Raw genomic sequence first — 25,690 nt, 5'->3', positions numbered from 1 at the left:
CGCGCTCAGGTGCGGGCGAGGCCGGGCCCGGCCTGCGCGTCCTCACCGGCGAGGGCCTCCTCGAGGGTCGTCGTCGGCCTGCCGAGCAGCTCGCCGAGCGCGGGGTCGACGATGCCCAGCCGCCGCTGCCGGGAGGCGCGGAAGATGCCGAGCAGCATCGCCGCCCCGAACTCGGGGACTCCGGCGGCGACGAGTCCTGCGACGTACTCGTCGTCGCCGACCGTCTCGTGGCGGATCGGGCGGCCGAGGACCGCGGAGGCGGTCGCGGCGAGCTCGGCGAGGTCCGCGGCGCGGCCCGAGGTGAGCGTGACCACCTGCTCGGCGAGCGAGTCGTCGAGCAGGAGGGAGGCGATCCCCGGCGCGAGGTCGCGGTGGAACGTCCACGAGACGGGCGCGTCGACCGGCACACGGAGCACGCCGGACTCGGCGGCGGTGCGCAGGAGGCGGAGGGGCGTGTCGGCGTAGAACCCGTTGCGCACGGCGGTGAAGGGGAGTCCGCTGTCGCGCAGCATCGTCTCGGTCGTGGCGTGGGTGACGGCGGGAGGGAAGGGCGAGAGGGCGTCCGAGCCGACGTGGCTCGTGTAGACCACCCGTCCGACTCCGGCGGTGCGGGCCGCCTCGATCGCGACGCGGTGGGCGTCGAGCGCCGCGGTGCCGTGGCGCGGTGCCGAGACGACGAGCACCCGGTCCGCGCCCTCGAAGGCCGACGCGAGCGACTCCGGATCGTCGTAGTCGCCCCGGCGGACCCTCACGCCGCGGTCCGCGAGCGCGGACAGCTCGTCCGGTCGGGTGGTGCTGACTCCGACGGCACTCGGGTCGGTGTGCTCGAGCAGCGCGTCGACGACGGCGCCGCCGAGACGGCCGCCCGCTCCTGTGACGATGATCATGATGCCTCCTGGTAGCTCCGCTACCTCTCTGGAGGGTAGCGCTGTGATATCGACGCTACCACGACCGCTGGTAGCGTGTGAACCATGACGACCGACGCCCTCCCCGCTCGCGAGCGGATCCTCCTCGCCGCCCTCGAACTGCTCGACGAGGGCGGGGCGGAGGCGGTCTCGACGCGAGCGGTGACAGCACGCGCGCAGGTGCAGGCCCCCGCGATCTACCGGCTCTTCGGCGACAAGGACGGGCTCCTCGATGCGGCCGTCGAGCGCGTCTACGCCGACTGGGTCGCGGCCAAGAGCTCCCGGGCGCTCCCCGAGGATCCGGTCGAGGCCATCCGCGTCGGCTGGGACGACGCGGTGCAGTTCGGCCTCGACCATCCCGCGGCCTACCGGATCGTGCAGGCGAGGGCGGAGCCCGGGCCGGCGATCGCGCTCGGTGTCGCCCTGCTGCAGGAGAAGGTGGCGCTGGTCGCGCGCGCCGGCCGCCTCCGCGAGACACCGGAGCGCGCCTGCGCCCTCCTGCAGGCCGTGGGTCGCGGCGTGACCCTCTCGCTGCTCGACACGCCTCCCGGACAGCGTGATCCGCGGATGGCGGCGGCGGCCCGCGAGGCCGTGATCGCGGCCGTGACGACGGAGGCGCCCCCCGGCGACCGGGTCACGCTGTCGTCGACCGCGGTCGCGCTGCGGGCGCTGCTGCCGGGGGCGGACGCGCTGCTGCCGGCCGAGCGCCAGCTGATGGAGCTGTGGCTCGAGCGGATCGCGACCGGCTGACGAGGGCGCGCCCCGGAGTGCGCCACCGTCCCGACTTTCGGATATTTCGAATATTCTCGGAGGATGCTCGCCTCAGAGACCCGCCGAAGTTCCCGCACCTTCCTCCCACCGCACGGGACCCAGCGCCGCGATGTCGTCGACTTCGCCCGCCGCCTCTCGACGACGGATCCAGACGCTCACGAGACCGCCGTCCTCGTCTCGCCCGATGGTGGATCGGTGCGGATCCCCGGAGAGATCTTCGACGCTCTGGTCGCCGTGGCGACAGCCCTCGCGGGCGGCGACGGAGTGACGGTGATGCCCTCTCGAGCGCGACTGACGACGCAGGAGGCCGCCGACTTCCTCGGGGTCTCCCGACCGACGTTCGTCAAGATCCTGGAGTCCGGCGGCCTCGAGTTCGAGCTCGTGGGCAGGCACCGTCGGGTCATGCTGAGTGCACTGGTCGAGTACCAGGAGCGCGTCCAGCGCGAGCGGCGACGTGCTCTGGCAGATCTGACCGCGTCGTCTCAGGAGTACGACCTCTACGCCGCCGATCCGCCTCCCTTCGAGCGGACAGTGCCGACCGGGGCGTAGCCGCCCGTGCGCTTCCCGGTCTTCCTCGACACGAACGTCCTCTACAGCGCGACTCTCAACGACTTCCTCCTCCGGCTCGCCTCGCGCGGCGCCTTCCGACCGCTGTGGTCCATGGATGTGCTGGAGGAGCTCGGGCGGAACCTCAGGCGCAGTCTTCCTGCGCATGCGGTCGACCGGCGGATCGACGCGATGCGGCGGTACTTCCCGGACGCGATGGTGTCGGGCTACGAGTCCCTGATCGACGCGATGAGGAATCACCCGAAGGACCGGCACGTCCTCGCCGCCGCGGTGCGAGCGGATGCCGCGCTCCTGGTGACCTTCGACCTCGCCGACTTCGACTCCGCATCGGTCCAGGGCTTCGACCTCGAGGTACGGCACCCCGACGCCTTCCTCCTCGATCAGCTCGATCTGCTTCCCGAGCTCGTGCTCGAAGCGCTGGAGGACTGGTCGAGCGCGTGCGTCGCCCCTCCGCTCGCTCCCCTTCAGCTCGTCTCGGCCCTGGAGAGAGCGGGCGTACCCGGCTTCGCGGAGGCGCTGCGAGCGGCCCTGCTGACCTGACGAGGGCGGGTCAGCGGCGCCGCGACTCGGCCAGGCGGGCGCAGTCGATGCAGAGGTCGGCGGTCGGGCGGGCCTCGAGGCGGGCGGCGCCGATCGGGTGGCCGCAGTGGGCGCAGATCCCGTAGTCGCCGGTGCCGAGGCGCTGCCGAGCGGAGGCGAGATCGCGCTCGGTCAGGGCCAGGGCGTCACGGACTCCGGCCATCCGCGACCACTCGGCCGACAGCGGGGTGCCCTCGGGATCGTGCTCGTCGTCGGCCGTGCCGTCGCCGCGCGCCAGGAGCAGCTCGCCCAGCGCCTCGTCGAGACGGGCGGCCTCGAGGCGGGTCTGCTCCTGCTTCTCGGCGAGCATCGCGTCGAGGAGGCGCAGCTCCTCCGGATCCATCGGCATCCGTCCATGCTCGCACCGCGGGAGCGCGAACGACGAGCGGTCCGGGCAGACTAGAGGCATGCCCGTCGTGACCGTGCTCCCCGACCGCCTCGAACTCCGCCTGACCCGGGCCGAGCGGATGCTCGCCTTCCACCGTGGCGACGTCGTGGTCGACCGGTCGAGCATCCGCTCGGCGACCGTCACCGAGGACCCGTGGATCTGGGTGCGCGGCATCAGGGCGCCGGGCACGGCCGTCCCGCTCACGATCGCCGCGGGCACCTGGAAGTTCCACGGCGGCAAGGACTTCCTGCTGATCAAGCGGACCGCGTCGGCCGTCGTGATCGACCTGGCCGACGAGGACTACTCGCGCCTGATCATCAGCACCAAGCACGCGCCGGAGCTGATCGCCGCGCTGCAGCTGGGCACCGTGACGTCGGCGATCCCGGTGATCGAGACGGACGACCTGGTGATCGTGCCGGAGGTCGCCGAGCAGGCGGCGGCGCGCGCCGCGGCCGCGAAGCGTCCGGCGACTCCGGAGCCCGCGACCCCCGAGGAGACGCCGGACGCCGCCGCCGCGCCCGAGAAGCCCGTGGCAAAGACGCCCGCCCCCAAGAAGCCCGCCGCCGAGAAGCCCGCCACGCCCGAGAAGCCCGCCACGCCGACCAAGAAGCCCGCGCCCACCGCCAAGCCCGCGACCCCGCGCACCCGCACCCCGCGCGCCGACCCCTCCGTCGGCCACGCCTCCGCCGAGCCCAGCGGAGCCACCGAGGCCGCGGAGTAGCGAGAGCGCCGGCTCACAGCCGCAGTCGCACCGCCGTCTCGAGCGCCGCCTCGATGCTCAGCCGCCAGCCCTGCGCCAGCCGCTCCTTCGTGCCCGAGTACAGGCTCGCGCCGTCGACGAGGTTGCTCGAGCAGGCGCAGACCATCCCGGCGCGCAACCCGCGCAGCCGGGCGACCACGTAGAGCGCGCTCGACTCCATCTCGACGTTGAGGATCCCGTGCCGCTCGAGCGTCGCGATCCACTCCGGAGTCTCGGCGTAGAACGCATCGTCGCTCGCGTTGATGCCGGAGTGCACGGGCACCCCCTCGCGCTCCGCGATCTCGCGGGTCGCCGCGAGGAGCGCGGAGGTCAGCTCGAGATCGGGCACCGCGGGGAAGCCCGGATGCGCGTAGGCGGCGCTCGTGCCGTCGTTGCGCAGCGTCCCCTCGCTCACGAGCAGCGCGCCCGGCTCGATCCCGCGCCGGGTCGCGGCCGAGCTGCCGACCCTGATGAACGAGGTCACGCCGACCCGTGCGAGCTCCTCCACGGCGATCGCGGTCGACGGGCAGCCCATTCCGGTGCTCGTCGCGGTGATGGGGTGGCCCTTGTAGGTGCCCGTCATCGTCAGGTGCTCGCGGTTGTGCGCGATCTCGCGGGCGTCGTCGAGGAACTCGGCGATCATCGGCACGCGGAAGGGGTCGCCCGGCAGCAGCGCCACGGTCGACACCTCGCCCGGTGCGATCCCGATGTGGTACTGGCGCTCGCCGATGCCGGCTGCGCTCTTGTCGACGGTGCTCATCCCGCGACCCTACGCAGGCGCTGTTTCGCGCCCGTTTCGGCGACGCGTCAGGCGCGGACGTCGACCAGCGTGCGACCGCGGACCCGCCCGCCGAGGACGTCCTCGGCGATCTGCAGCGCTCCTCCGAGCGAGACGGTCGACGTCAGCTCGTCGAGCAGGTCGAGATCGAGGTCGTGGGCGAGTCGGCGCCAGGCCTCCTCGCGGAGTTTGCGCGGAGCCTCCACCGAGTTGATGCCCGCGAGCGTCACCCCGCGCAGGATGAACGGCATCACGCTCGAGGGCAGGTCGGCCCCCTGCGCGAGCCCGCACGCGGCGACGGTGCCGCCCCAGCGGGTCTGCGCGAGGGCGTTGGCGAGGGTGTGCGAGCCGGCGGAGTCGACGACTCCCGCCCAGCGCTCGGACTGCAGCGGCTTCCCCGCCTCCTGCAGTGCGGCGCGGTCGACCACCTCGGCGGCGCCGAGCCTGCGCAGGTAGTCGCCCTGCTCGACGGCGCGACCGGAGGAGGCGACCACCTCGTGCCCGAGGCGCGCGAGCAGCGCGACGGCGACCGATCCGACGCCGCCGGCCGCTCCCGTGACGAGCACCGGCCCCTGGCCCGGCCGCACGCCGTGCCGCTCGAGGGCGAGGACCGCGAGCATCGCCGTGAAGCCCGCGGTGCCGATCGCGCCGGCCCTGGCCGAGGTGATCGCCCCCGGGATGCGCAGCAGCGACCCCGACTCGACCCGGGCGCGCTCGGCGAAGCCGCCGTCGTGGCGCTCGCCGAGGCCGGCGCCGTTCAGCACGACGCGGTCACCGGAGTCGAAGCGCTCGGCCGCGGCGCCGTCGGCGTACTCGACGGTGCCGACGACGTCGATCCCGGCGATCAGCGGGGTCCGCCGGACGACGCCGGGACGGCCGGCGAGCGCGAGCGCGTCCTTGAAGTTGACGCTCGAGTACTCGACGGCGATCGTCACGTCGCCGTGCGACCGGTCGGGTTCGTCGCGCTCGACGAGTCGCGCGCGGTTCGGGGTCTCGGAGGAGTCGTGCCGTTCGACGACGATGGCTCGGAACATGAGCCCACGCTACGCCCGAAGCCGCCCGCGGACGCGGCTCAGTTCAGCGCCCGCGTCCCCTCGGGCAGCGCGCCGCCGGCGTAGAGCGTCTCGGCCGTCTGCTGCAGTGCCGTCAGGGCGACCCGCTGCGTCCACGGCCCGTAGGAGATCCGCGCGAGGCCGAGCTCCTCGAAGCGGGCGGGCGACTGCGAGCCGGGCACGCCGATCACGCTCACCCGCTGACGGCCGAGCGCGGCGACGAGCGCCTCGAGCTCGGCGTCCTGCAGCAGCCCGGGCACGAAGAAGCAGGTGGCTCCCGCGTCGAGGTACGCGCGGCCGCGCTCGATCGCGTCGGCGAGGACCTCGCCGCGATCGCGGTCGCCCGCGCGCACGAACGCGTCGGTGCGGGCGTTGAGGGCGAAGGGCACGGCCTCGGCCTCCGCGGCCGCGACGGCCTTCTCGACCGCGCGCAGCGCCTCCGGGAGCGGCTTCAGCTGGTCCTCGAGGTTCGCGCCGACGACGCCCACCTCGATCGCGCGGCGGACGGTCTCGCCCGCATCGCCGTAGCCCGCCTCCAGGTCGGCCGACACCGGGACCTCGACGGCGGCGACGATGCGCGCGATCATACCCAGGTGCAGGTCGAGGGGGATCCTCTCGCCGTCCTCGTAGCCGAAGCTCGCGGCGATCGAGTGGCTGGCCGTGGCCAGCGCCCGGGTCTCGGGGAGGGCGGCGACGGTGGTCGCCGAGACGGCGTCCCACACGTTCACCACGCTCAGCAGCTCGGGGGCGGTGTGGAGGTCGACGAGGGTGCGTCCGCGCGCTTCGATGCTCATGAGGAAAGGCTAGGGCTCCCGTGCAGCGCGCAGGCGACGGCGTCGCAGGCCTCGCAGACCACGAGCTGCGCTCGGCACGACGGATCGGTGCAGTTGCGCATCCGGCTCGTCGGCGCGGCGCACGCGGTGCAGCGTCCGATCACCTCGGCGTCGGGGGAGAAGGTGAGCGAGCCGCGGCCGTCGAAGACGTACAGCGCGCCGCGCCAGTGGCCGGAGTCGCGCCGGGCCTCGGCGTAGCGGACGATGCCTCCGTCGAGCTGGTACACCTCGCCGAAGCCGCGCGCGGTCATCAGGCTCGACAGCACCTCGCACCGGATGCCCCCGGTGCAGTACGTGACCACCGGGCGGTCCTTGAGATGGTCGTAGGCGCCGGAGTCGAGCTGCTCGACGAACTCGCGAGTGCTCGAGACCCCGGGCACGACGGCCCCGTCGAAGCGGCCGATCTCGGCCTCGAAGGCGTTCCGTCCGTCGAAGAAGACGACGTCCTCGCGCTCGGCGACCAGCGCGTCGACCTCGTCGGGCTGGAGCCTCGTGCCGGTGCCGACCACTCCGCCCGCATCGACGCGGAGCTCGCCGGGCGCGCCGAACGACACGATCTCGTCGCGCACCTTGACCGAGAGGCCCGGGAAGTCGAGGCTCCGGCCGTCCTGGTCGAGGCCGGAGCCCTCGCTCCACTTCACCTCGAGGCCGTGGAGGGCGGAGTACTCCCGGGTGCGGCGGACGTAGCGCTTGAGCGCCGCCATGTCACCGCCGACGGTGCCGTTGATGCCGTCCTTCGAGAGCAGGATGCGGCCGCGCAGGCCGAGCGACTCGCACAGCTCGCGCTGCCACAGCCGGACCGCCTCCGGATCGGCCAGCGGCACGAAGCGGTAGAACAGCAGGATCTTGGGCAGCACCGGCACAGCCTACGAGGGTGCCGCCCCCGCCGGTAACGGCGTCGCAACATCGCTGTGCCAGCATCGTCGGATGTCCGACCCCACCGCCACCGTGCCGCACTCGCGCGTCGAGGACGTCTTCGGGCTCGTCACCGGCGCGTTCGTCGTCTCGTTCGGCCTCTTCCTCCTCCGGGCGAGCGAGGCGGTGACGGGAGGGACGGCCGGGCTGGCCCTGCTGCTCGGCTACGCGCTGCCGATCCCGTTCGGCGTGATCCTCGTCACGGTCAACCTGCCGTTCCTCGCGCTGTCGCTGTGGAAGAAGGGCTGGCGGTTCACCCTCCGGACCATGTTCTCGATCGCGCTGGTCTCGGTGCTCGCGGGTCTGCATCCGCTCGCGTTCGGCTCCCTCCGCATCGACCCGGTCTACGGCGTCCTGACCGGCGACGTCCTCGCCGGGATCGGGCTGCTGATCCTCTTCCGGCACGGATCGAGCCTCGGCGGCTTCAGCATCGTCGCGCTCATCGCGCAGGAGCGCCTCGGCTGGCGGGCCGGCTACGTGATGATGGCGCTCGACGCCTGCGTGGTCGTGGCGGCCCTGCTGGTGGTGCCGCCGGTCAACGTGCTGATCTCGGCGGCCGGGGTCGTCGTCCTCAACCTCGTCCTCGCCTTCAACCACCGGCCTGGGCGCTACCTGGGGTCGTGATCGGCGTCCGCTCCGCAAGCCCTGGATCACCGGCGAGGGCTTCGTAGGCTGGCAGCGGCCCGCGATCGCGGGCGACCCGTTCGAACGGAGACCCGGATGTCCGACTGGAACTACGATCCCTACGCCCGACTCGGCGAGGTGCCGACCTTCTCGCTCACGAGCGACGACATCGCCGACGGCGAGCCGCTGGCCGCCCGTCACTACGGCGAGGGGGCGGGCGGCGAGGACGTCTCACCGCACCTGGCGTGGTCGGGAGCGCCCGAGGGCACGAAGAGCTTCGCGGTCACCGTCCTCGACCCGGACGCGCCGACCGGCTCGGGCTTCTGGCACTGGGCGGTCTACAACCTCCCCGCCGACACCACCGAGCTGCCGACCGGAGCAGGGGCCGCCGGCTTCGAGCTGCTGCCCGCCGGTGCGCAGACGCTGCCCAACGAGATGCGGCTGCGCCAGTTCATCGGAGCGGCGCCGCCGGACCGCGAGCACCGCTACTTCTTCGTGGTGCACGCCCTCGACGTCGAGTCGCTCGACCTCGATCCGGAGTCGACGCCCGCGATCCTGGGCTTCAACGTGCACTTCCACACGCTCGCGCGCGCGGTCATCGTGCCGACGGCGACGCCGGGCGGCGCCTCGTAGGCACCACCCGGAGCCGGTGCCACCGGGAGGCGCGCTACCCGAAGAGGGTGCGCGCCTCCTCGTAGCGGGAGTCGGGCACCGTCTTCAGGGTGCCGAGCGCCTCCGCGAAGTCGACGTGGTAGATGTCGGTGCCGCGGAGGGCCACCATGCGGCCCCAGTGCTCGGCGACGACGGAGTCGGCCGCGGCCATGCCGAGGCGGGTCGCGAGGACGCGGTCGAAGGCCGAGGGGGTGCCTCCGCGCTGGATGTGGCCGAGGGTGGTCGCGCGGGTCTCGATGCCGGTGCGCTCCTCGATCATCGGGGCGAGCATCTCGCCGATGCCGCCGAGGCGGGGACGGCCGAAGGCGTCGAGTCCGCGCTCGGAGTGCGCGTCGTCCATGCTGTCGAGCGAGAAGCCCTCGGCGACGACGACGAGGGGCGCGCGACCGCGGTCCTGCGCGCTCTGCACCCACTCGACGATCTGCTCGATCGAGGTCTTCTTCTCGGGGATGAGGATCACGTGCGCGCCCGCGGCCATGCCGGAGTGCAGGGCGATCCAGCCGACGTGGCGGCCCATGACCTCGGCGACCATGCAGCGGCCGTGCGAGTCGCCGGTGGTGCGGAGGCGGTCCATCGCGTCGGTCGCGATGCCGACCGCGGTGTCGAAGCCGAAGGTGTAGTCGGTGGCGCCGAGGTCGTTGTCGATGGTCTTGGGGACGCCGACGATCTTGAGGCCCGCGTCGGTGAGGCGTTTCGCCGCGGCGAGGGTGCCCTCGCCTCCGATCGCGATGATCGAGTCGATGCCGTTGCGCTGCATCATTTCGGCGATCCTCTCGGGGCCGCCGTTCTCGCCCTCGAAGGGGTTCGTGCGGCTCGTGCCGAGGATCGTGCCGCCCTGCTTGGCGATGCCCTGGATGTCCGCACGGCCGAGGGGGAGGAGGTCGCCGTCGACCACGCCGCGCCAGCCGTTGCGGAAGCCGACGAACTCTTGGTCGTACACCTTCATGCCCTTGTACACGGCACCGCGGATGACGGCGTTCAGCCCGGGGCAGTCGCCCCCGGAGGTCAGGATCCCGATCTTCACCCGCTCAGAGTAGAGGACGCGGGGCGCGGGTCCGCGCACCTCCGGGTTAACGGACGAACGGGCCCTCTCCGCCGCCTCGGGGAAGGGCCCGTCCGTTCCTGCCCGGACTAGTTGGCCTGGCTGGTGTTCAGCTCGCCGTTGACGCCGGCCGGGAAGAATCCGCCCGACTTGACCGCCTTCGGGTTGAGGTACGCGATGTTGAGGACCTCGCCGGGGCTCCGGCTGAAGGCGATCGCGTTCGCGTCGGTGGGCTGGATGTTGGCCTGGCCGCCGACCTTGATGCCCTGGTCCTTGTCCAGCGGGCCGTCGAGGCTGTCGCGAGCGTCGGACAGCTTGCCGGCCTGGACGTCGAGTCCCGCACCGTACAGCGCCGAGCGGATCGCACCGGCGTGGTACGCCTCGACCGCGAGGATGCCTGCGGCGGCCTCGAGGTAGAGCTTCGACTGGATGAGGGGGGCAGCGCCCTTGTAGGCGGTGACTCCCACGTCCTCGAAGACGAAGGCGCCGAGCAGGAAGTTCTGCTCGTTGAGGAACGGGTCGAACGTGCCGCCGGCGGGGATCAGGCCGGCCGCGGTGGCGGCGGCGTTGAAGCTGGCCTTCAGGTCGATCGCGGGGCGCGCGACGGCGGCGCCGCCGAGCTGACCGCGGAGGAACTGCACGTGCAGCTTCTCGTCGTTCGCGACCTCGCGGGCGAAGGACTTGAGCCACGGGGTCTTGAACGGGACGGGCTTGCCGCCCGTGACGCCTCCGCGTGCACCGGTGCCGGTGGTGTCGGAGTCGGCGAGGCCCGAGCCGGTGACGGCGCGGAGGTAGAACTCGGCCTCGAGGTACTCGAGGTTGAGGGCGAAGTTGAGGATCGAGGCGTCGCTGGGGCCGCTGGCTGCGACCTCCTCGGCGGACGCGGAGGGGGCCGCGAGGGCCGCGGCTCCGATTCCGATACCGGCGACGCCGGTGGCTTCGAAGAAACGGCGACGGTCCAGAGCGGTCTCGCTGCTCCGGACGATCGCCTTGCGGATGAAGGTCGTGTCGAACATGTGCGCATCTCCAGTGATAGGCGGATACCGGACGACGGGGAACGTCGCCGCGACAGCGCGAAGCTACGCCCTCGAAAGGGGGACTCCCTAGCGATTCCGGCGAATCGGATCTGCGCATGTGTTCACGCCGTCTGGACCAATCCGGTGACGCCGCGGGCTCCGAACACGTCGTGGATGGCGGTTCTGCGCGGGGTTCCCTCCGGAGTCCCCGGGCCGATGTCGGAGGGCGCGGTTAGCATCGCTGCGTGTCCCTCACCCTCCCCGCTCCCGTGCCCGCCAGGGCGACGGTCTACGCGCCGGCCGTGCCGGTGAGCCTCGCGCTCACCGTGCGCACGCTGCTGCGCGGGACGGGGGACCCGACGATGACGATCGACGCCTCCGGGTACTGGCGGGCGTTCCGCACGCCGCTCGGCACCGGCACCCTCCAGCTGCGCCAGGCCGCCGACGGCGCGGTGCACGCGCGCGCGTGGGGCGACGGCGCCGAGTGGCTGATCGACCACGTGCCCGAGATGCTCGGCCACGGCGACGACTGGAGCGGGCTCGACCTCTCGGCGCACCGGCCGCTCGCCGAGGTGCTGCGGCGCAGCAGCGGGCTCCGGCTCACGCGCGCCAACCTCGTCTTCGAGATGCTCGCGCCCTCGATCCTCGAGCAGAAGGTCACCAGCACCGAGGCGTGGCGCGCCTACCGCGCGCTCGTCCGCCTCCACGGGGAGCCGGCACCCGGCCCCATGCCGCTGCACGTCGCTCCCTCCGCCGAGCAGTGGCGGCGGGTGCCCTCGTGGGACTGGCACCGGGCCGGCGTGGATCCGAAGCGCTCGCGCACCCTTTTGACGGCGGCGCTCGTCGCCCCCGGCCTCGAGCGCACCCTGTCGCTCGGCCGCGGCGGCCCCGAGGTGGCGCTCCGGCTGCAGTCCGTGCCCGGGATCGGCCCGTGGACGGCCTCGGAGGTGATGATGCGCGCCCACGGCGACCCCGATGCGGTGAGCGTCGGCGACTACCACCTCGCGGCCTCCATCGGCTTCGCGCTCACCGGGCGCCACGGAGTGGACGACGACGGCATGCTCGAGCTGCTCGAGCCGTGGCGCGGTCACCGTCAGCGCGTCATCCGCCTCATCGGAACGAGCGGCGCGCACAAGCCCCGGCGCGGCCCGCGGATGACCATCCAGGACCACCGGTGGCACTAGGGGCTGAGCGCTAGAGGGCTGAGCCCTAGGCGCCGAGCTCCTCCAGCACCGCCATCGCCGCGTTGTGCCCGCCGATGCCCGAGACGCCTCCGCCGCGCTGAGCACCGGCGCCGCAGACCAGCACCCGCGGATGCGCGGTGGCGACGCCCCAGCGCTGCGCCGGGGTGTCGAGCGGAGCATCGTCCTCGGCGAACGGCCACGAGAGCGGCCCGTGGAAGATGTCGCCGCCGGGCAGGCCCAGGCTCGCCTCGAGGTCGCGGGTGGTCCGCGTCTCGATGCACGGTGCTCCGTCGGCGTCGAGCAGCACCAGGTCGCGGATCGGCTCGGCGAGGACCGAGTCGAGGGAGTCGAGGATCTCGGCCTCGAGCCGCGCCCGCGCCTGCGCGCCGTCGCCGTCCGTCAGCCACCGGTCCGGGGTGTGCAGGGCGAACACGGTGAGGGAGTGCGCTCCGGAGGCGGCGAGCTCGGGGGAGAGGATCGTCGGGTCGGTCAGCGAGTGGCAGTAGATCTCGCAGGGGATCGGCCCGCTGCTCGCGCCGAGCGCCGCCGCGCGGTACGACTCCTCGAGGTGCGCGTACCCCTCGTTGACGTGGAAGGTGCCGCCGAACGCCGCCTCCGGGCTCACACTCGCATCGCGCAGCCGGGGCAGCCTCCGCAGCACCAGGTTGACCTTGACCTGCGCACCCTCCGGCTTCACGGCGCCGACCCCCGATGCGCCGCCCATCAGGCGGTCCAGGACGTACGGCGCGGCGTTCGAGAGCACGAAACGGGCGCGGACCCGCCGGGTGCGGGGGCCGCGGCGGTAGGTGACCTCGCCGTCGGGACTCACCGAGGTCGCCTCGGACGAGGTGAGGATGCGCGCGCCCGCGTCGAGGGCGGCGCGCTCGAGGGCACCCGAGACGGCCCCCATGCCGCCGACGGGGACGTCCCAGTCGCCGGTGCCGCCTCCGATGACGTGGTAGAGCAGGCAGCGGTTCTGCGCGAGGTCGGCGTCGTGGGCGCCGGCGAAGGTGCCGATCAGAGCGTCGGTCAGGAGCGTCCCGCGGGCCACGTCGTTCTCGATGCTCCGCTCGATCACCTCGCCGATCGGCCGCTCGATCATCGCCCGCCAGACGGCGTCGTCGCCGACGAGCCTGCGCGCCTCCTCCCGGCGGAGCAGGGGCTGGGTGAGCGTCGGCCAGAGCGCGCGCGCCATGCGCGCCGTGTGCCGCGAGAAGTCGGCGAACGGCTCCGCGTCCCCGGCCGCCCCCAGCCGGGCGAACGAGGCGGCGGTCGCCTCCGCATCGCCGGTGTCGACGAGTAGGCCGCGGGTCGGATCCGCGGGGTCGGGGGAGTAGGAGGAGTAGCGGCGGCGGACCAGCGGGACGTCGACGCGCAGATCGGCGAGGATCGAGGGCGGCAGCAGGCTCACGAGGTAGGAGTACCGGCTGAGCCGCGCCTCGACTCCGCGGAACGGCTGCTCCGAGACCGCCGCACCGCCCGCGTGCGGGGCGCGCTCGAGCACGAGCACGTCGAGCCCGGCCTGCGCGAGGTACGCGGCGGCCACCAGCCCGTTGTGCCCGGCGCCCACGATCACGACGTCGACGGCCGGGTCGGAGGGAGCGCTCGGGCGCCGGGGACCGGGCGCGGTGCCGCTGCGCTCGGTGACGTCCTTCGGTCGGTGCCGGTCGCGGCGGGCGGTGCTTCGGGGCATGCGCACCAGTGTGCTCGGCGTTCGCGCGGGGCGCGAGTCACTCGCCGGGCCGCGACACGCCCCGCTCGCATGCCGACTCGGGCATAGCCTCGACGCATGGAGCAGTCGACGTCTCACGCAGCGCCCGGGAACGAGCCGGAGCGCGACGACGCGGTGCCCGACGAGCAGCCCGCGGAGGGCGCCAGGACCGATCGCGGCGCTCTGAGCGACACCGGGCAGTACCACACCGGCATGCCCCTCCGGCTGCCGCGTCTGAAGCCCGAGTTCGACGCCGAGCAGCCGATCCTCTCCCGCGTCGAGATGCTGGTGCGCCGCTGGATCGTGCGCAGCCGCGCCTTCCCCGCCGACCCCGCGGCCCAGCGCCTCGCAGGCGTGCTGCAGGATCCGAACGGGCTCGACTTCACCGTCGGGTTCGTCGACGGCGTCGCCCGGCCGGAGGACCTGTCGGTCGCGGCCGAGAACCTCTCGGCGCTGACCTCGAAGACCCCGGCGTTCCTCCCCTCCTACCTGCGCGCCGCCGTCGCGACCGGAGGCGCCGTGGGCCCGGTGCTGCCGTGGGTCGTCGTCCCCGCCGCGCGCCGGGTGCTGCGGCAGATGGTGGGGCACCTGGTGGTCGACGCGTCCGACTCCCGCCTCGGCGGCGCGATCAGGCACCTCCGCACGGGGGGCGACCGCCTGAACCTCAACCTGCTCGGCGAGGCGGTGCTGGGCGAGCGGGAGGCGCGGCGACGCCTCGAGGGCACCTACCGGCTGCTCGAGCGCGACGACGTGGACTACGTGAGCATCAAGGTGTCGAGCATCGTGAGCCAGCTCTCGATGTGGGCCTTCGACGAGGCCGTCGACCGGGTCGTCGAGCGCCTGACCCCGCTCTACCAGCTCGCGGCCGCGAGCCCGACGCCCAAGTTCATCAACCTCGACATGGAGGAGTACCGCGATCTCGACCTGACGGTCACGGTCTTCCGGCGGCTGCTCGAGCAGCCGGGGATGGAGCAGCTCGAGGCGGGGATCGTGCTGCAGGCCTACCTGCCCGACGCGCTCGGCGTGCTGCAGAAGCTCACCGCGTGGGCCGCCGAGCGCAGGCGGGCCGGAGGGGCGCCGGTCAAGGTCCGCGTCGTCAAGGGCGCCAACCTCGCGATGGAGCGGGTCGATGCGGCGGTCCACGACTGGCCGGTCGCCACGGTCGGCAGCAAGGCCGAGGCCGACACCAACTACAAGCGCCTGCTCGACTGGGCGCTGCGCCCCGAGCGCACGGATGCGGTGCGGATCGGCGTCGCCGGGCACAACCTCTTCGACATCGCGTTCGCCTGGATCCTGGCGAACGAGCGCGGAGTCGCCGATGCCGTCGAGTTCGAGATGCTGCTCGGGATGGCGACCGGTCAGGCCCGCGCGGTCCGCGAGGACGTCGGTCGGCTCCTCCTCTACACACCCGTCGTGCACCCGCACGAGTTCGACGTCGCGATCTCGTACCTGATCCGCCGGCTCGAGGAGAACTCGAGCCCCGAGAACTTCCTCTCGGCGGTCTTCGAGCTCGAGGACGAGAGCGTGCTCCAGCGCGAGCTCGAGCGCTTCCGTGTCTCGCTCGAGGCCCTCGACGACGCCGTGCCCTCGCCGAACCGCACGCAGGACCGCCTCCGCGAGTGGGCGTCGGGCTCGGGGCTGCGGCTCGTGCAGGAGCACGCCGGAGCGGGCGAGCACGCCCACGACCCCGCGGAGGAGGGGCTCACCCAGGCGGTCCTCGGGCTCAGCCGCGGCTCCGGTGCCGCGGCCGCCACGGCCGGGTTCCGCAACGAGCCCGACACCGACCCCTCCCTGCCGGGCAACCGGCGCTGGGCGCGCCTGATCACCGACCGCGTCGCCACCTCGCGCATCGGCACCTCGACCGCCGATGCGGCGCGCCTCACCTCCGCCGACGAGCTGCAGGAGGTGCTGCAGTCGGTCGCCCGTCGCGCCGAGCGCTGGGGCGAGCGGCTGGGCTACGACCGCGCCGCCATCCTCGACCGCGCCGGCCTCGCCCTCGCCGCGAACCGCGACCGCCTGATCGAGGTGATGGCCTCCGAGACGGGCAAGACCCTCGCCGAGGCCGACCCGGAGGTGTCGGAGGCGATCGACTTCGCCCACTACTACGCGACCCGGGCCCGCGAGCTCGACGCGGTCGGCGGCGCGACCTTCGTGCCCGCGCGCGTCACCGTGGTCGCCCCGCCGTGGAACTTCCCGGTCGCCATCCCGGCCGGATCCGTCCTCGCGGCGCTCGCCGCGGGATCCGGTGTCGTCCTCAAGCCGGCGCCGCAGGCGCGGCGGTCCGCAGCGGTGCTCGTCGAGGCGCTGTGGGACGCGGGGATCCCGCAGGACCTGCTGGCGCTCGTCGACCTCGACGAGGAGGCGCTCGGCCGCACCCTCGTCACCGATCCGCTCGTCGACCGGGTCGTGCTCACGGGCTCGTACGAGACTGCGAAGCTGTTCCGCTCCTGGCGCCCCGACCTGCCGCTGCTCGCCGAGACGAGCGGCAAGAACGCGATCATCGTCACGCCTCACGCCGACTACGATCTCGCCGTCGCCGACATCGTGAAGAGCGCCTTCGGCCACGCCGGGCAGAAGTGCTCCGCGGCGTCGCTGGTGATCCTGGTCGGCTCGGTCGGCCGCTCGAAGCGGTTCCGCGCGCAGCTGGTCGACGCCGTCACCTCGCTCCGCGTCGGCCTGCCGAGCGACCCCTCGGCGGTGATGGGGCCGCTGATCGAGCCGCCGACGGGCAAGCTCGCTCATGCTCTGACGAACCTCGGCGCGGGGGAGTCGTGGCTCGTCGAGCCGCACCGCCTCGACGAGAGCGGCCGGCTCTGGTCGCCGGGCGTCCGGGAGGGCGTGACCGAGGACAGCTACTTCCACCTCACCGAGTTCTTCGGTCCCGTGCTCGGCATCATGCACGCGGCCACCCTCGAGGACGCGATCCGCATGCAGAACGCGACCGACTACGGGCTCACCGCCGGACTGCACTCGCTGCACTCGGACGAGCTCGCGCTCTGGCTCGACTCGGTCGAGGCGGGCAACCTCTACGTGAACCGCGGCATCACCGGCGCGATCGTGCGGCGGCAGCCCTTCGGCGGGTGGAAGCGCTCCTCCGTCGGCGGCGGCGCGAAAGCGGGAGGACCCAACCACCTCATCGGGCTCGGCTCGTGGAAGCCCTCGCCCGCCCGGCCGTCGAGCACGCTGCACCTGCGAGGGCTCGACGACCGCGCCCGGCAGTTCATCGAGGCGGCGCAGTCCTCGCTGCAGTTCGAGCAGTTCGACCTGCTGCGCCGCTCCGCCCTCTCGGACCAGCTCGCCTGGGCGACCGAGTTCGGGGTGGTCACCGACATCTCGAAGGTCGGAGTCGAGCGCAACCTGCTCCGCTACCTCCGGGTGCCGATCGCGATCCGCCTCGCAGACGGCGGCGACCTCGGCGAGCTGCTCCGCGTCATCGCCGCGGGTCTGCTGACCCGCTCGCGGATGGACGTCTCGAGCTCGATCCCGCTCCCGCCGCGGGTGCAGGAGATGCTCGCGGGCGACCAGCTCCAGGAGATGGCCGGCCTCGTGCCGAAGGTCGTCGTCGAGTCGGATGCGCAGTGGCTCGGTCGGGCGGCGGCCGGCCGGATCACGGCCTCCCGCGTGCGCATCGTCGGCGACATCGTCTCGGAGAGGGTCGACGCGTTCGGCGGTCCGCAGGGCGGCACCGCTCCGTCGCTCGGTCGCGACGCCGACGGCTCGCCCGCCCCCGCCTCGCCGAACTCGACGCGCTCCTTCACCGACGTCCTCCGGGGCATGACCCGGGGCAGCACGGGGACGCCCGTCCCGCTCGTGCGCGCCGATGGCTCCCGCATCCCGCTGTCGACGGCCCTCGCCGAGGCGCTCGGCGGCTCGCCCGACGTCGCGATCTACGCCGACCCGATCACGCCCGCCGGCCGCGTCGAACTGCTCCCGTTCCTCCGCGAGCAGGCGATCTCGATCACCAACCACCGCTTCGGGAACCCGATCGCCCTGAGCGACGGAGTGCTGTGAGCTCCCTCGGAGCCGGTCCCCGCCCGGCTCCGCGCAGTCGGCTCGCGCATGTGGTCGCGCGGGCAGGGGTGAGGGCTTACTTGTCGCGGCAACCTCTCGGTAGACTCGCTGCATGACCGACGCTCCCCGCTGGCTGACGCCCGACCAGCTCGACGCCTGGATGCGCTTCATCGCCGTCGTCGAGCTGCTGCCGGGAGCGCTCGACACGCAGCTGCAGCGCGACGCCGGCCTCACCCACTTCGAGTACATGACGCTCGCGATGCTGTCGGAGGCCCCTGAGCACGCTCTGCGGATGACGACCCTCGCGGCGCGCACGAACTCGACGCTGCCCCGCCTCTCGCACGTCGTGACCCGGCTCGCCGCGCGCGGCTACCTCGAGCGCCGGCCGTGCCCGACCGACGGCCGGGCGACCAACGCCGTGCTGACGGAGGCGGGTCTCGAGAAGATCGTCGAGACCGCACCCGGCCACGTGGCCACGGTGCTCGCCGACGTCATCGACCCGCTCGCCCCCGAGCAGATCATCCAGCTGGCCGACATCATGGCGCGGATGCTCACGCGCCTGGACCCCGAGGGGCGGATGACCGTCGACTCGGTCCGATCCGCTCTCGGTGAGCCGGGCGGGATCCCGGACGTGCGGGCCTGCTGACCCCCTCCCCGCTCACACCCCGCCGGCCCGCACCCCGTCGCGCGACTCGGGCGAGGGCACCCGCAGGCTCAGCACCGTCTGATCGCGCCCGAGCGTCAGCACCACCTCGCCGCCGAGCGTCGCCGTGGCCTCCTGCAGCCCGCGCACGCCGCGGGCCGTCGAGGGGGCCCCGGGAGTCGCCTCCCCGCCGGGCGAGGTCACCGCGGCGACGACCGACCCGTCGCCGTCGACCCTGACGGCGACGCCGAGGGGTCCGGGCGCCGCGTGCTTGAGCGCGTTGGTCAGCCCCTCGCGGCAGAACCGCACCAGCACCGAGGTCGCCGCCGTGTCGAGCGCCCGGGGGTCGCCGTCGATCCGCACGTCGAGCTCGCGACCGGTGGCCGTCACGTCCGAGAACAACCGGTCGAGGTCGGCGGCCGCCTCCGTCGAGCCCGCCGCCGGCGCGGCCCGGAGCGTGGCGGTCAGCGAGTCGATCGCGGCGCGCGTCTGCGTGCTGATCGACTCCGTCAGGGTCCGGATCTCGTCCGGCGACAGGCCGTCGAGGTTGCGCAGCGCCGCGGAGTGCAGGCTGAGCAGCGTCAGCGAGTGCCCGAGGGAGTCGTGGATCTCCTCGGCGATCCGCTCGCGCTCGGCGTCGAGGGACCGGGCGACCGCCGTCCGCTCGCGGTCCAGGGCGCTGATCAGCCGGCGGTCGGCCTCGCGCTCGCTCCGGCGCTTGGCGCCCGTCAGGATGCCGAGCGCGCCGATCGTGACCGTGACCGCGACCGAGAACAGCCCGACGAGGATCGACGCTCCGAGCGTGTCCGGCCGCGCCCACCGGAGGATGAAGAGCCCGAGCAGGAACGCGTCGGCGAGGGCTCCCGCGGCGACGAAGCGCCAGGCGGTCCGCGCGGGCAGGCGCCGCCCGATGAGCGCGAGAGCGGTCCAGAGCGCCGGAGTCGCGATCGGAGTCAGGGCGGCGCCGAGGCAGGCGGCGACCCCGGCGGTCCTCGGCCGGCGGCGCTGCCAGCCCAGGGGGAGGATCGCGCCGAGTCCGATCGCGAGCGTCAGCAGCAGGTTCCAGAGCGGCAGCCGGGGGGCGACGAGCGCGAACACCGCGAGGCCGACGGCGAGATTGACGGCCAGGAGGATCGGGCCGGACGACGGGCGGTCGAGCCACGGAGTCGGGTGGAGGCGGGCGGCGGGGGCGGGGGGAAGGGACACGACGGTCTCCGGAGGCGGCGACCGAGGGCGCGGCCGGGATCGGGAGCGCCACGGGGTCGGAGCGCTGCGGAGGAGCGGGCGCTGCGGGGGGACGGGCGCCGGCGGAGGGGAGCGCTGCAGGGTCAGCGCGTCGCCACGATAATGGATGCCCAGTACCCCCTCTCCGGGTCTGTCGCTCGGCTCCCGGATGACGCATGAGCGGGGCGCACGACTCACGGAGGACGATGGTGTCGATCCCGCTCCCCGCCGACGCCTCGGCCCCGGTGTCCGCGCCCGTGCGCGTCCTGCTCGTCGACGACGACCCGCTGGTGCTGATCGCCCTCCGCAGCGTGCTGCGGACCGATCCCTCCCTCACCGTGGTCGCCGAGGTCGAGGACGGCGCTCTGGTGATCCCCGCCGTCCGGCGGACCCGCCCGGACGTCGTGCTGCTGGACGCCCGGATGCGGACCGTCTCGGGACCGGAGGTGATCGGACCGCTCCGCCGCGCTGCCCCGGAGGTGCGCATCATCGTGATGTCGTCGTTCATCGGCGCGGAATCCGAGTCGGCCGTGCTGGTCGCGGGCGCCGACGCGTTCCTGCCGAAGGTGTCGCCGCCGGAGCTCTTCGCGGCCGAGATCCGGCGGGTCGCCGGCCTCCCGCCCGCGCGGCGCGACGTCAGTCTGTCGGCGCGCGAGCGCGACGTCGCCCGCGCCCTCGCCGAGGGGCGGACGAACGCGGCCATCTCGCGCTCGCTCGGGCTGACCGACAGCACGACCCGCACGTACGTCTCGCGGCTGCTCGAGAAGACCGGTGCGGCCTCCCGCGTCGAGCTGGCCAACCTGGTCAACGCGGGTCGTCTCGACGTCTGATCGGCGCCCCGGCAACGGGGGGTGCGGGGCCTCGTAGACGCTTGTTGACGGTCCGGAGCGGGTGCGGCGAGCCCCTCCGTAGCGTGCGAGGAGCCGTTCGGGATGCGCCGGCGCCCGACGACGGGGACCCCCGGAGGCACCGCCTCCGGCCGTCGCCGCGAGGCTCCCTCCCGCAGAAAGAGCCCCCATGACCTCGACCGACGCACTCTCGCGCCGCTCCCTCGTCTCCGCCGGAGCGTGGACCGCCCCCGCTGTCGCCATCGCGATCGCCGCCCCGTACGCCGCCGCCTCCGAGCCCGTTCCCGAGGCCGAGCGCTGGGAGAACAACCTCTTCCCGCAGTTCGCCCTGGGCGCGTCCGACCTCGTCTGGGCGCGCACCACCGTCAACGTCCTCGGGCAGGGTCCGAAGCAGGCCCGCCTGTTCAACTACAGCTCGGCCGAGGACGTCCCGGCCGGCGCGGCGACCATCACGATCCGGGTCACCCAGACCTCGGGCCCGACCCTCCCCGCCGACTCGCTGGTCATCACCTCGCTGACCGGACCGACGGCCGTCACCGGGCTCGGGACCTCCTTCGTGACGTTCCTCAACCCGGCGCTGATCGCCCGCGACAACGGCTCGGCCGTCTTCCCGATCGCCTTCAAGGTCACGACCGGCACCGTCGGCGTGAACGCGGCGACCGGCTGGTCGATGACCATCACCTCCTCCGCGGGCGACGGCACCTACACCCAGGGCAAGCTCGGCGCCTGGACGGGTGCCAGCACCCTCTGACCCTCCGACCGCCACGGGCCCTCGCCCCGGGGCGGGGGCCCGTGGCACCCTCGTCGCATGCGCTTCACGACGACGCTCGTCCGGACCGGGAACAACACCGGCATCGAGGTGCCGCCCGAGGTGCTCGACGCCCTCGGTGGCGGACGACGGCCGGCGGTGAGCGCCGTCGTGAACGGCTTTGCGTTCGCCGGCACCGTCGGCGCGATGGGGGGCCGGGCGCTCCTCTCGTTCTCGGCCGACAAGCGCGCGGCGACCGGCCTCACCGGCGGCGAGACGATCGAGGTCGAGCTCGAGCTCGACACCGCGCCGCGCGAGGTCGTCCTGCCGGAGGACCTCGCCGCCGCGCTCGCCGCCGCCGGTCTCGGCGACGCCTTCGCCGCCCTCGCGCCCAGTGCGCGGAAGGCGCACGCGACGGCGGTCGACTCGGCGAAGACGGCCGGGACCCGCACGCGGCGCATCGCGGCGATCGTCGCCGGCCTCGGCGGCTGACCTCTGCGCTGTCTCCCGCCTGCGCTGTCTCCTGCCTGCGCTGTCCCCCGCCAGAGCGACGCGGAGGAACTCGCCCGCTCGATAGGCTGCCGTCCGGCGCGCCAGGGGGCGTGGCCAGCAGCGCCCGGTCCTCCTCGGACGATCGGGCAGAGTCGGGGGACGGCATGGGCACGGTTCGACGATGGGTCTTCCCGATCGTGTGGATGATCATCCTGGGCGCGGCGAGTCTCGCGCTGGTGAAGATCGCGTTCTTCCCCGACAGTGCGGCCGACGCCGATCCGACCGTCCCGACCGGCGAGCTGACCGAGCCGACTGTCGTGGTCGCGCGGGGGACCATCACGAACGACCTGACGCTGCAGGGCACCGTCGCCGCCGATCCGGCCGTGCCGATGAAGGCCACGGCGGCCGGCACCGTCGACGACGTCTACATCCAGCAGGGAGCCGCCGTCGCGACGGGCGACCTCGTCTACGACATCCGCGTCGAGACCCCCCGCGACCCGGTCGAGACCACGAACCCCGACGGCACGGTCACCGTCACCCAGCCCGAGCCCTCGGTGCGCTTCGAGCGCGTCTACGCGCCCACGTCGGGGACGCTGAGCGCACTCGGAGTCATCCACGATCAGGCGGTGACCGTCGGAGAGGTCACCGGGCAGGTCGCGCCGCCCACCTTCGCGGTCACGGGCACCATCGACGCACAGCAGCTCTACCGGATCCAGGACCGCCCGACCGAGGCGCTGGTCTCGATCACCGGCGGGCCGGCCGGCTTCACCTGCACCGGGCTCGCGATCACCACGCCGCTCGCCGGCGAGGGCGAGACGCCGTCCGGTGACGGCGCGACCGGCGCCACCGGGGGCTCGGGCACGAGCTTCCGCTGCCAGGTCCCCGCCGAGGTGACCGTGTTCCCGGGCCTCGCCGCCTCCGTCACCCTCGCGGGCGGCAAGGCCGAGAACGTGCTCGTGGTGCCGACGACGGCGGTCGAGGGCTCGGCCGAGTCGGGAGTGGTCTACCGCCAGGCCGACGACGGCACGACCGAGGAGCTCCCGGTCACCCTGGGGCTCACCGACGGCGTGAACGTCGAGATCACGGGAGGCGTCGACGAGGGCGCCGTGCTCCTCCAGTTCGTCCCCGGGGCGACGGCCGGCGACGACGCCGCGCTCGAGGGGAACTGCGTGCAGAACGCCGACGGCTCGGTCTTCTGCTCGTGACGATCCTCCGGCTCGAGGGCATCCGCAAGGTCGTCCCCCTGCCCGACGCCCCGCCGCTGACCATCCTCGACGGGGTCGATCTCGAGGTGGGAGAGGGCGACCACGTCTCGGTCGTCGGGCGCAGCGGCTCCGGCAAGTCGACGCTGCTCAACATCCTCGGCCTCATCGACGAGCCGACCGACGGCCGGATGCTGCTCGAGGGCCGCCCGACCGAGACCCTGTCCTCGCGCGCACGGGCGCGGATCCGCGGGGGGAGCATCGGCTTCATCTTCCAGCAGTTCAATCTGCTCGAGGGGCGGACGGCGCGCGAGAACGTGATGACCCCGCTGCTCTACGCGACCGGTTCCGAGTTCTGGAAGCGCGCGTCGATCGCGGCCGAGATGCTCGAGCGCGTCGGCCTCGGCCACCGGGTCGACTCGATGCCGGGCCGCATGTCGGGAGGCGAGCAGCAGCGCATCGCCATCGCGCGGGCGCTCGTCCGCCGCCCCCGGCTGATCCTCGCCGACGAGCCGACCGGCGCCCTCGACACCGACACGGGAGAGAGCGTGATGAGCCTGCTCGACGAGATCGCCCGCGAGTCCGGATCGGCCCTCGTCACCATCACCCACGACCCGGCCATCGCGGCCCGGGCGGAGCGGCACTACCGCCTCGACCGCGGACGTCTCGGACCGGCGACGGGGTCGACGTCCGAGCCGCGGGTCGCCGCGCACGCGGCCGTCGAGGAGGCGCTCTGATGGGCGGCCTGGTCGGCATCGCCGGCGCGATCGTCGAGGCGTGGACCGAGCTGCGGATCCACAGGGGCCGGGTCCTGCTCTCGCTCATCGGCGTGGCCGTGGCCGTCGCCGCGCTCACCGGAGTCGTCGCCGCGGGCGGCATCGCCCGCCAGGCCAGCATCGAGCAGGCCGAGCGCTCGAGCGGCCGGCCCGCGAGCCTCTACCTCAGCGCCTACTCGACGGGGCCCGACGGAGTGGTCGACAACGCCGCCCTGCAGACGGCATGGGAGACGGTGCTCGAGCGCTACGGCATCGAGTACGCGAGCCGGACGACGTACGGCAGCTCGCGGGTGCAGTTCGCCGACGGAGCCGTCGACGTCCCGGTCACGGCGGTCGACCAGCCCTACGCGGTCATGCACCGCCTCGAGATGGAGAGCGGCAGCTGGTTCGCCGACGGCGACGAGCGCCGCCTCGCGCCCGCACTCGTCATCAACCGGGTCTTCTGGGAGCGCCTCGGCAGCCCCGACCTGCGCACGCATCCGGTCGTCACCCTGCTCGGCGGGGAGCACGACACGACCGCGGTCGTCGTCGGCGTCACTCCGGTCTCGCAGTGGGAGACCGAGCCGACGATGATGATGCTCGCCGATTCCTACGCCGCTCTGGCGACCCCGGTCGATCCGGCGTTCGGCGGCTCGCAGACCCCGAACTACGAGATGTGGGTCCCGCTCGACCTGGCGGAGCCGCTCGCGGCCGCCGTCGAGCGCGACGTCACGGCCGCGCTCGGCGAGGGGATCGAGGCCGACGTCAACCGGCAGGACTACCTGACCTACGACTCCGATCCGTTCGGCGTGCTCACCTGGGTCATCGGCGGCGTGGCGGGCCTCGTGCTGGCGCTCGGGGCCCTGGGCCTGCTCAACATCGCGCTCGTCACCGTGCGGCAGCGGATCCGCGAGATCGGCATCCGCCGCAGCTTCGGGGCCTCCTCGGGCCGCATCTTCTTCTCGATCATGATGGAGAGCGTCGTCGCGACGGTGGTCGCGGGCGTCGTCGGGGTGACGCTCGCGGTGATCCTCGTCACGAACCCGTGGACGGTCGACTGGATCCGGCAGAACGGGATCGACGACATCCCGCCGTTCCCGGTCGAGGCGGCGCTGCTCGGGCTCGGCGCCGCGACGCTGGTCGGGGCCTTGGCCGGCGTCGTGCCCGCGCTCGTGGCGGTGCGCGTCAAGGTGATCGACGCGATCCGGTACTGAGCGGCGTCCGCTCAGCCGAGGGCGATGACCAGCTCGTCGCCGTCGAGCTCGACGCGGGCGTCGGAGTAGTGCGCGATGCGCGGCAGGCCCTCGGTCGTCGCGCTCTCGTACGGGCCGACGACGACCACGCGCATCCCGGCGTCGAGACCCGCGCGGATGCCCGCCTCGGCGTCCTCGAAGACGATCGCGTCGGCCGGGGCGGCGCCGAGGCGCTCGGCGGCGAGCAGGTAGCCGTCGGGCGCGGGCTTGCCGCGGGTCACGTCGGCAGCGGTGACCACGGTGTCGGGGGAGGGGACTCCGGCCGCGGCGAGGCGCCCGGCGGCGAGCGCGGGGCTCGCCGAGGTGACCAGGGCGACGCGGGCGCGGGGCAGCGCCGCGAGGAACGCGACGGCTCCCGGGATCTCGAGCGTCCCCTCCGTGTGCTCGAGCTCGTACGCGTTCAGCTCGTCGACGATCGCCGCGACGTCGGTGCCCTCCGGGGCGAAGCGGCGGACGCTGTCCTCGGCGCGGACGCCGTGCACGGCGCCGAGGATCCTCGCGCGGTCGAGCCCGAAGCGGTCGGCGAAGTCGCGCCAGATCGTCTCGACGACCGCCGTCGAGTCGACCAGCGTCCCGTCCATGTCGAAGAGGGCGGCGCGGGCGCGGAGCAGGTGCGGCATGCGTCAATCCTGCCGGGTCGACCGAGGCTCGGCGGGCGCACCGGGCGCTCATCGGAGGCTCTTCGCCGACGCTCAGGTGGTGCGCGAGGTCGCGGCGATACGCTTCACGGTGATCACG

General features: G+C 73.5%; 26 protein-coding genes. 15 read left to right on the top strand and 11 right to left on the bottom strand.

Annotation, left to right across the window (positions count from 1 at the left end; all coding sequences use genetic code 11):
• Positions 1–5 precede the first annotated feature (5 nt).
• Positions 6–887, bottom strand: a complete 882-nt coding sequence (locus GSU68_RS14705; protein WP_159909428.1) for an NmrA family NAD(P)-binding protein — start codon at positions 885–887, stop codon at positions 6–8.
• 84 nt (positions 888–971) lie between these two features.
• On the opposite strand from GSU68_RS14705, the gene GSU68_RS14700 reads away from it, so the two are divergent.
• The 3 genes from GSU68_RS14700 (at position 972) to GSU68_RS14690 (ending at position 2,783) form a co-directional block, all read left to right on the top strand.
• Positions 972–1,655, top strand: a complete 684-nt coding sequence (locus GSU68_RS14700) for a TetR/AcrR family transcriptional regulator (protein ID WP_159909427.1) — start codon at positions 972–974, stop codon at positions 1,653–1,655.
• Between the two features lie 63 nt (positions 1,656–1,718).
• On the top strand, positions 1,719–2,225 hold the full coding sequence (locus GSU68_RS14695; RefSeq protein ID WP_159909426.1) for an excisionase family DNA-binding protein: 507 nt from the start codon (positions 1,719–1,721) through the stop codon (positions 2,223–2,225).
• A 6-nt stretch (positions 2,226–2,231) separates the two neighbouring features.
• Positions 2,232–2,783: a PIN domain-containing protein gene (locus GSU68_RS14690; protein ID WP_159909425.1), complete on the top strand. Its 552-nt coding sequence runs from the start codon at positions 2,232–2,234 to the stop codon at positions 2,781–2,783.
• A gap of 10 nt (positions 2,784–2,793) precedes the next feature.
• Here the strand turns inward: GSU68_RS14690 and GSU68_RS14685 are convergent, their stop codons facing one another.
• On the bottom strand, positions 2,794–3,171 hold the full coding sequence (locus GSU68_RS14685) for a TraR/DksA family transcriptional regulator (RefSeq protein ID WP_159909424.1): 378 nt from the start codon (positions 3,169–3,171) through the stop codon (positions 2,794–2,796).
• Positions 3,172–3,229: 58 nt separating this feature from the next.
• On the opposite strand from GSU68_RS14685, the gene GSU68_RS19710 reads away from it, so the two are divergent.
• Positions 3,230–3,931, top strand: a complete 702-nt coding sequence (locus GSU68_RS19710; protein ID WP_208544580.1) for a hypothetical protein — start codon at positions 3,230–3,232, stop codon at positions 3,929–3,931.
• 13 nt (positions 3,932–3,944) lie between these two features.
• Here GSU68_RS19710 and GSU68_RS14675 read toward each other — a convergent pair whose 3' ends face one another.
• The 4 genes from GSU68_RS14675 to GSU68_RS14660 are packed head-to-tail and all read right to left on the bottom strand — an operon-like array spanning position 3,945 to position 7,466.
• Positions 3,945–4,709, bottom strand: coding sequence for a nucleoside phosphorylase (locus GSU68_RS14675; RefSeq protein ID WP_159909423.1), 765 nt, complete (start codon positions 4,707–4,709; stop codon positions 3,945–3,947).
• Positions 4,710–4,756: 47 nt separating this feature from the next.
• Positions 4,757–5,761, bottom strand: coding sequence for an MDR family oxidoreductase (locus tag GSU68_RS14670; RefSeq protein WP_159909422.1), 1,005 nt, complete (start codon positions 5,759–5,761; stop codon positions 4,757–4,759).
• 38 nt (positions 5,762–5,799) lie between these two features.
• Positions 5,800–6,573, bottom strand: coding sequence for an isocitrate lyase/phosphoenolpyruvate mutase family protein (locus tag GSU68_RS14665; RefSeq protein WP_159909421.1), 774 nt, complete (start codon positions 6,571–6,573; stop codon positions 5,800–5,802).
• Positions 6,570–7,466, bottom strand: coding sequence for a rhodanese-related sulfurtransferase (locus GSU68_RS14660; protein WP_159910318.1), 897 nt, complete (start codon positions 7,464–7,466; stop codon positions 6,570–6,572). Before GSU68_RS14660 ends, GSU68_RS14665 begins: the two co-directional genes overlap by 4 nt.
• Positions 7,467–7,539: 73 nt before the next feature.
• On the opposite strand from GSU68_RS14660, the gene GSU68_RS14655 reads away from it, so the two are divergent.
• Together GSU68_RS14655 and GSU68_RS14650 are read left to right on the top strand one after the other, a co-directional pair.
• Positions 7,540–8,151, top strand: a complete 612-nt coding sequence (locus GSU68_RS14655) for a YitT family protein (RefSeq protein WP_159909420.1) — start codon at positions 7,540–7,542, stop codon at positions 8,149–8,151.
• Between the two features lie 96 nt (positions 8,152–8,247).
• A complete protein-coding gene (locus GSU68_RS14650; RefSeq protein ID WP_159909419.1) occupies positions 8,248–8,784 on the top strand; it encodes a YbhB/YbcL family Raf kinase inhibitor-like protein in 537 nt (178 codons plus the stop codon).
• Between the two features lie 34 nt (positions 8,785–8,818).
• Here the strand turns inward: GSU68_RS14650 and GSU68_RS14645 are convergent, their stop codons facing one another.
• Both GSU68_RS14645 and GSU68_RS14640 read right to left on the bottom strand, forming a co-directional pair.
• On the bottom strand, positions 8,819–9,847 hold the full coding sequence (locus GSU68_RS14645; RefSeq protein ID WP_159909418.1) for a 6-phosphofructokinase: 1,029 nt from the start codon (positions 9,845–9,847) through the stop codon (positions 8,819–8,821).
• Between the two features lie 107 nt (positions 9,848–9,954).
• A complete protein-coding gene (locus tag GSU68_RS14640) occupies positions 9,955–10,881 on the bottom strand; it encodes a ferritin-like domain-containing protein (protein ID WP_159909417.1) in 927 nt (308 codons plus the stop codon).
• Between the two features lie 245 nt (positions 10,882–11,126).
• Between GSU68_RS14640 and GSU68_RS14635 the strand changes: the two genes are divergently transcribed.
• A complete protein-coding gene (locus GSU68_RS14635) occupies positions 11,127–12,065 on the top strand; it encodes a DNA-3-methyladenine glycosylase 2 family protein (RefSeq protein ID WP_159909416.1) in 939 nt (312 codons plus the stop codon).
• A gap of 25 nt (positions 12,066–12,090) precedes the next feature.
• Here GSU68_RS14635 and GSU68_RS14630 read toward each other — a convergent pair whose 3' ends face one another.
• Positions 12,091–13,758, bottom strand: coding sequence for an NAD(P)/FAD-dependent oxidoreductase (locus tag GSU68_RS14630; protein ID WP_159909415.1), 1,668 nt, complete (start codon positions 13,756–13,758; stop codon positions 12,091–12,093).
• 300 nt (positions 13,759–14,058) lie between these two features.
• Here GSU68_RS14630 and GSU68_RS14625 point away from each other — a divergent pair, with 300 nt between their 5' ends.
• Both GSU68_RS14625 and GSU68_RS14620 read left to right on the top strand, forming a co-directional pair.
• The gene (locus tag GSU68_RS14625) at positions 14,059–17,787 is read left to right on the top strand and encodes a bifunctional proline dehydrogenase/L-glutamate gamma-semialdehyde dehydrogenase (RefSeq protein WP_208544719.1); all 3,729 of its coding nucleotides are present in this window, start codon (positions 14,059–14,061) and stop codon (positions 17,785–17,787) included.
• Positions 17,788–17,899: 112 nt separating this feature from the next.
• Positions 17,900–18,433 (top strand): MarR family transcriptional regulator, encoded by a 534-nt coding sequence (locus GSU68_RS14620; protein WP_159909414.1) that lies wholly within the window; start codon positions 17,900–17,902, stop codon positions 18,431–18,433.
• A gap of 12 nt (positions 18,434–18,445) precedes the next feature.
• Here the strand turns inward: GSU68_RS14620 and GSU68_RS14615 are convergent, their stop codons facing one another.
• On the bottom strand, positions 18,446–19,636 hold the full coding sequence (locus tag GSU68_RS14615) for a histidine kinase (protein ID WP_159909413.1): 1,191 nt from the start codon (positions 19,634–19,636) through the stop codon (positions 18,446–18,448).
• A 194-nt stretch (positions 19,637–19,830) separates the two neighbouring features.
• Here GSU68_RS14615 and GSU68_RS14610 point away from each other — a divergent pair, with 194 nt between their 5' ends.
• From GSU68_RS14610 to GSU68_RS14585, 6 genes are all read left to right on the top strand, one after another.
• A complete protein-coding gene (locus tag GSU68_RS14610) occupies positions 19,831–20,484 on the top strand; it encodes a response regulator transcription factor (RefSeq protein ID WP_159909412.1) in 654 nt (217 codons plus the stop codon).
• A gap of 187 nt (positions 20,485–20,671) precedes the next feature.
• Complete coding sequence (locus tag GSU68_RS14605) at positions 20,672–21,253, top strand: hypothetical protein (RefSeq protein WP_159909411.1); 582 nt, start codon at positions 20,672–20,674, stop codon at positions 21,251–21,253.
• A gap of 57 nt (positions 21,254–21,310) precedes the next feature.
• Positions 21,311–21,742, top strand: a complete 432-nt coding sequence (locus GSU68_RS14600) for a YdeI/OmpD-associated family protein (protein WP_159909410.1) — start codon at positions 21,311–21,313, stop codon at positions 21,740–21,742.
• A 203-nt stretch (positions 21,743–21,945) separates the two neighbouring features.
• Positions 21,946–22,947 carry a hypothetical protein gene (locus GSU68_RS14595; protein WP_159909409.1) on the top strand — a complete coding sequence of 334 codons (1,002 nt, stop codon included), beginning with the start codon at positions 21,946–21,948 and terminating at the stop codon, positions 22,945–22,947.
• Positions 22,944–23,681, top strand: a complete 738-nt coding sequence (locus GSU68_RS14590) for an ABC transporter ATP-binding protein (RefSeq protein WP_159909408.1) — start codon at positions 22,944–22,946, stop codon at positions 23,679–23,681. Before GSU68_RS14595 ends, GSU68_RS14590 begins: the two co-directional genes overlap by 4 nt.
• Positions 23,681–24,913 (top strand): ABC transporter permease, encoded by a 1,233-nt coding sequence (locus GSU68_RS14585; RefSeq protein ID WP_159909407.1) that lies wholly within the window; start codon positions 23,681–23,683, stop codon positions 24,911–24,913. Before GSU68_RS14590 ends, GSU68_RS14585 begins: the two co-directional genes overlap by 1 nt.
• Positions 24,914–24,924: 11 nt before the next feature.
• Here the strand turns inward: GSU68_RS14585 and GSU68_RS14580 are convergent, their stop codons facing one another.
• Positions 24,925–25,572: an HAD-IA family hydrolase gene (locus tag GSU68_RS14580; RefSeq protein ID WP_159909406.1), complete on the bottom strand. Its 648-nt coding sequence runs from the start codon at positions 25,570–25,572 to the stop codon at positions 24,925–24,927.
• Positions 25,573–25,690 lie beyond the last annotated feature (118 nt).

Origin of the sequence: Rathayibacter sp. VKM Ac-2759 (genome assembly GCF_009834225.1) — a bacterium.
Lineage (GTDB): Bacteria > Actinomycetota > Actinomycetes > Actinomycetales > Microbacteriaceae > Rathayibacter.
The sequence above is the reverse complement of the archived record's forward strand: the minus strand, read 5'-3'. Positions and strand labels throughout refer to the sequence as shown.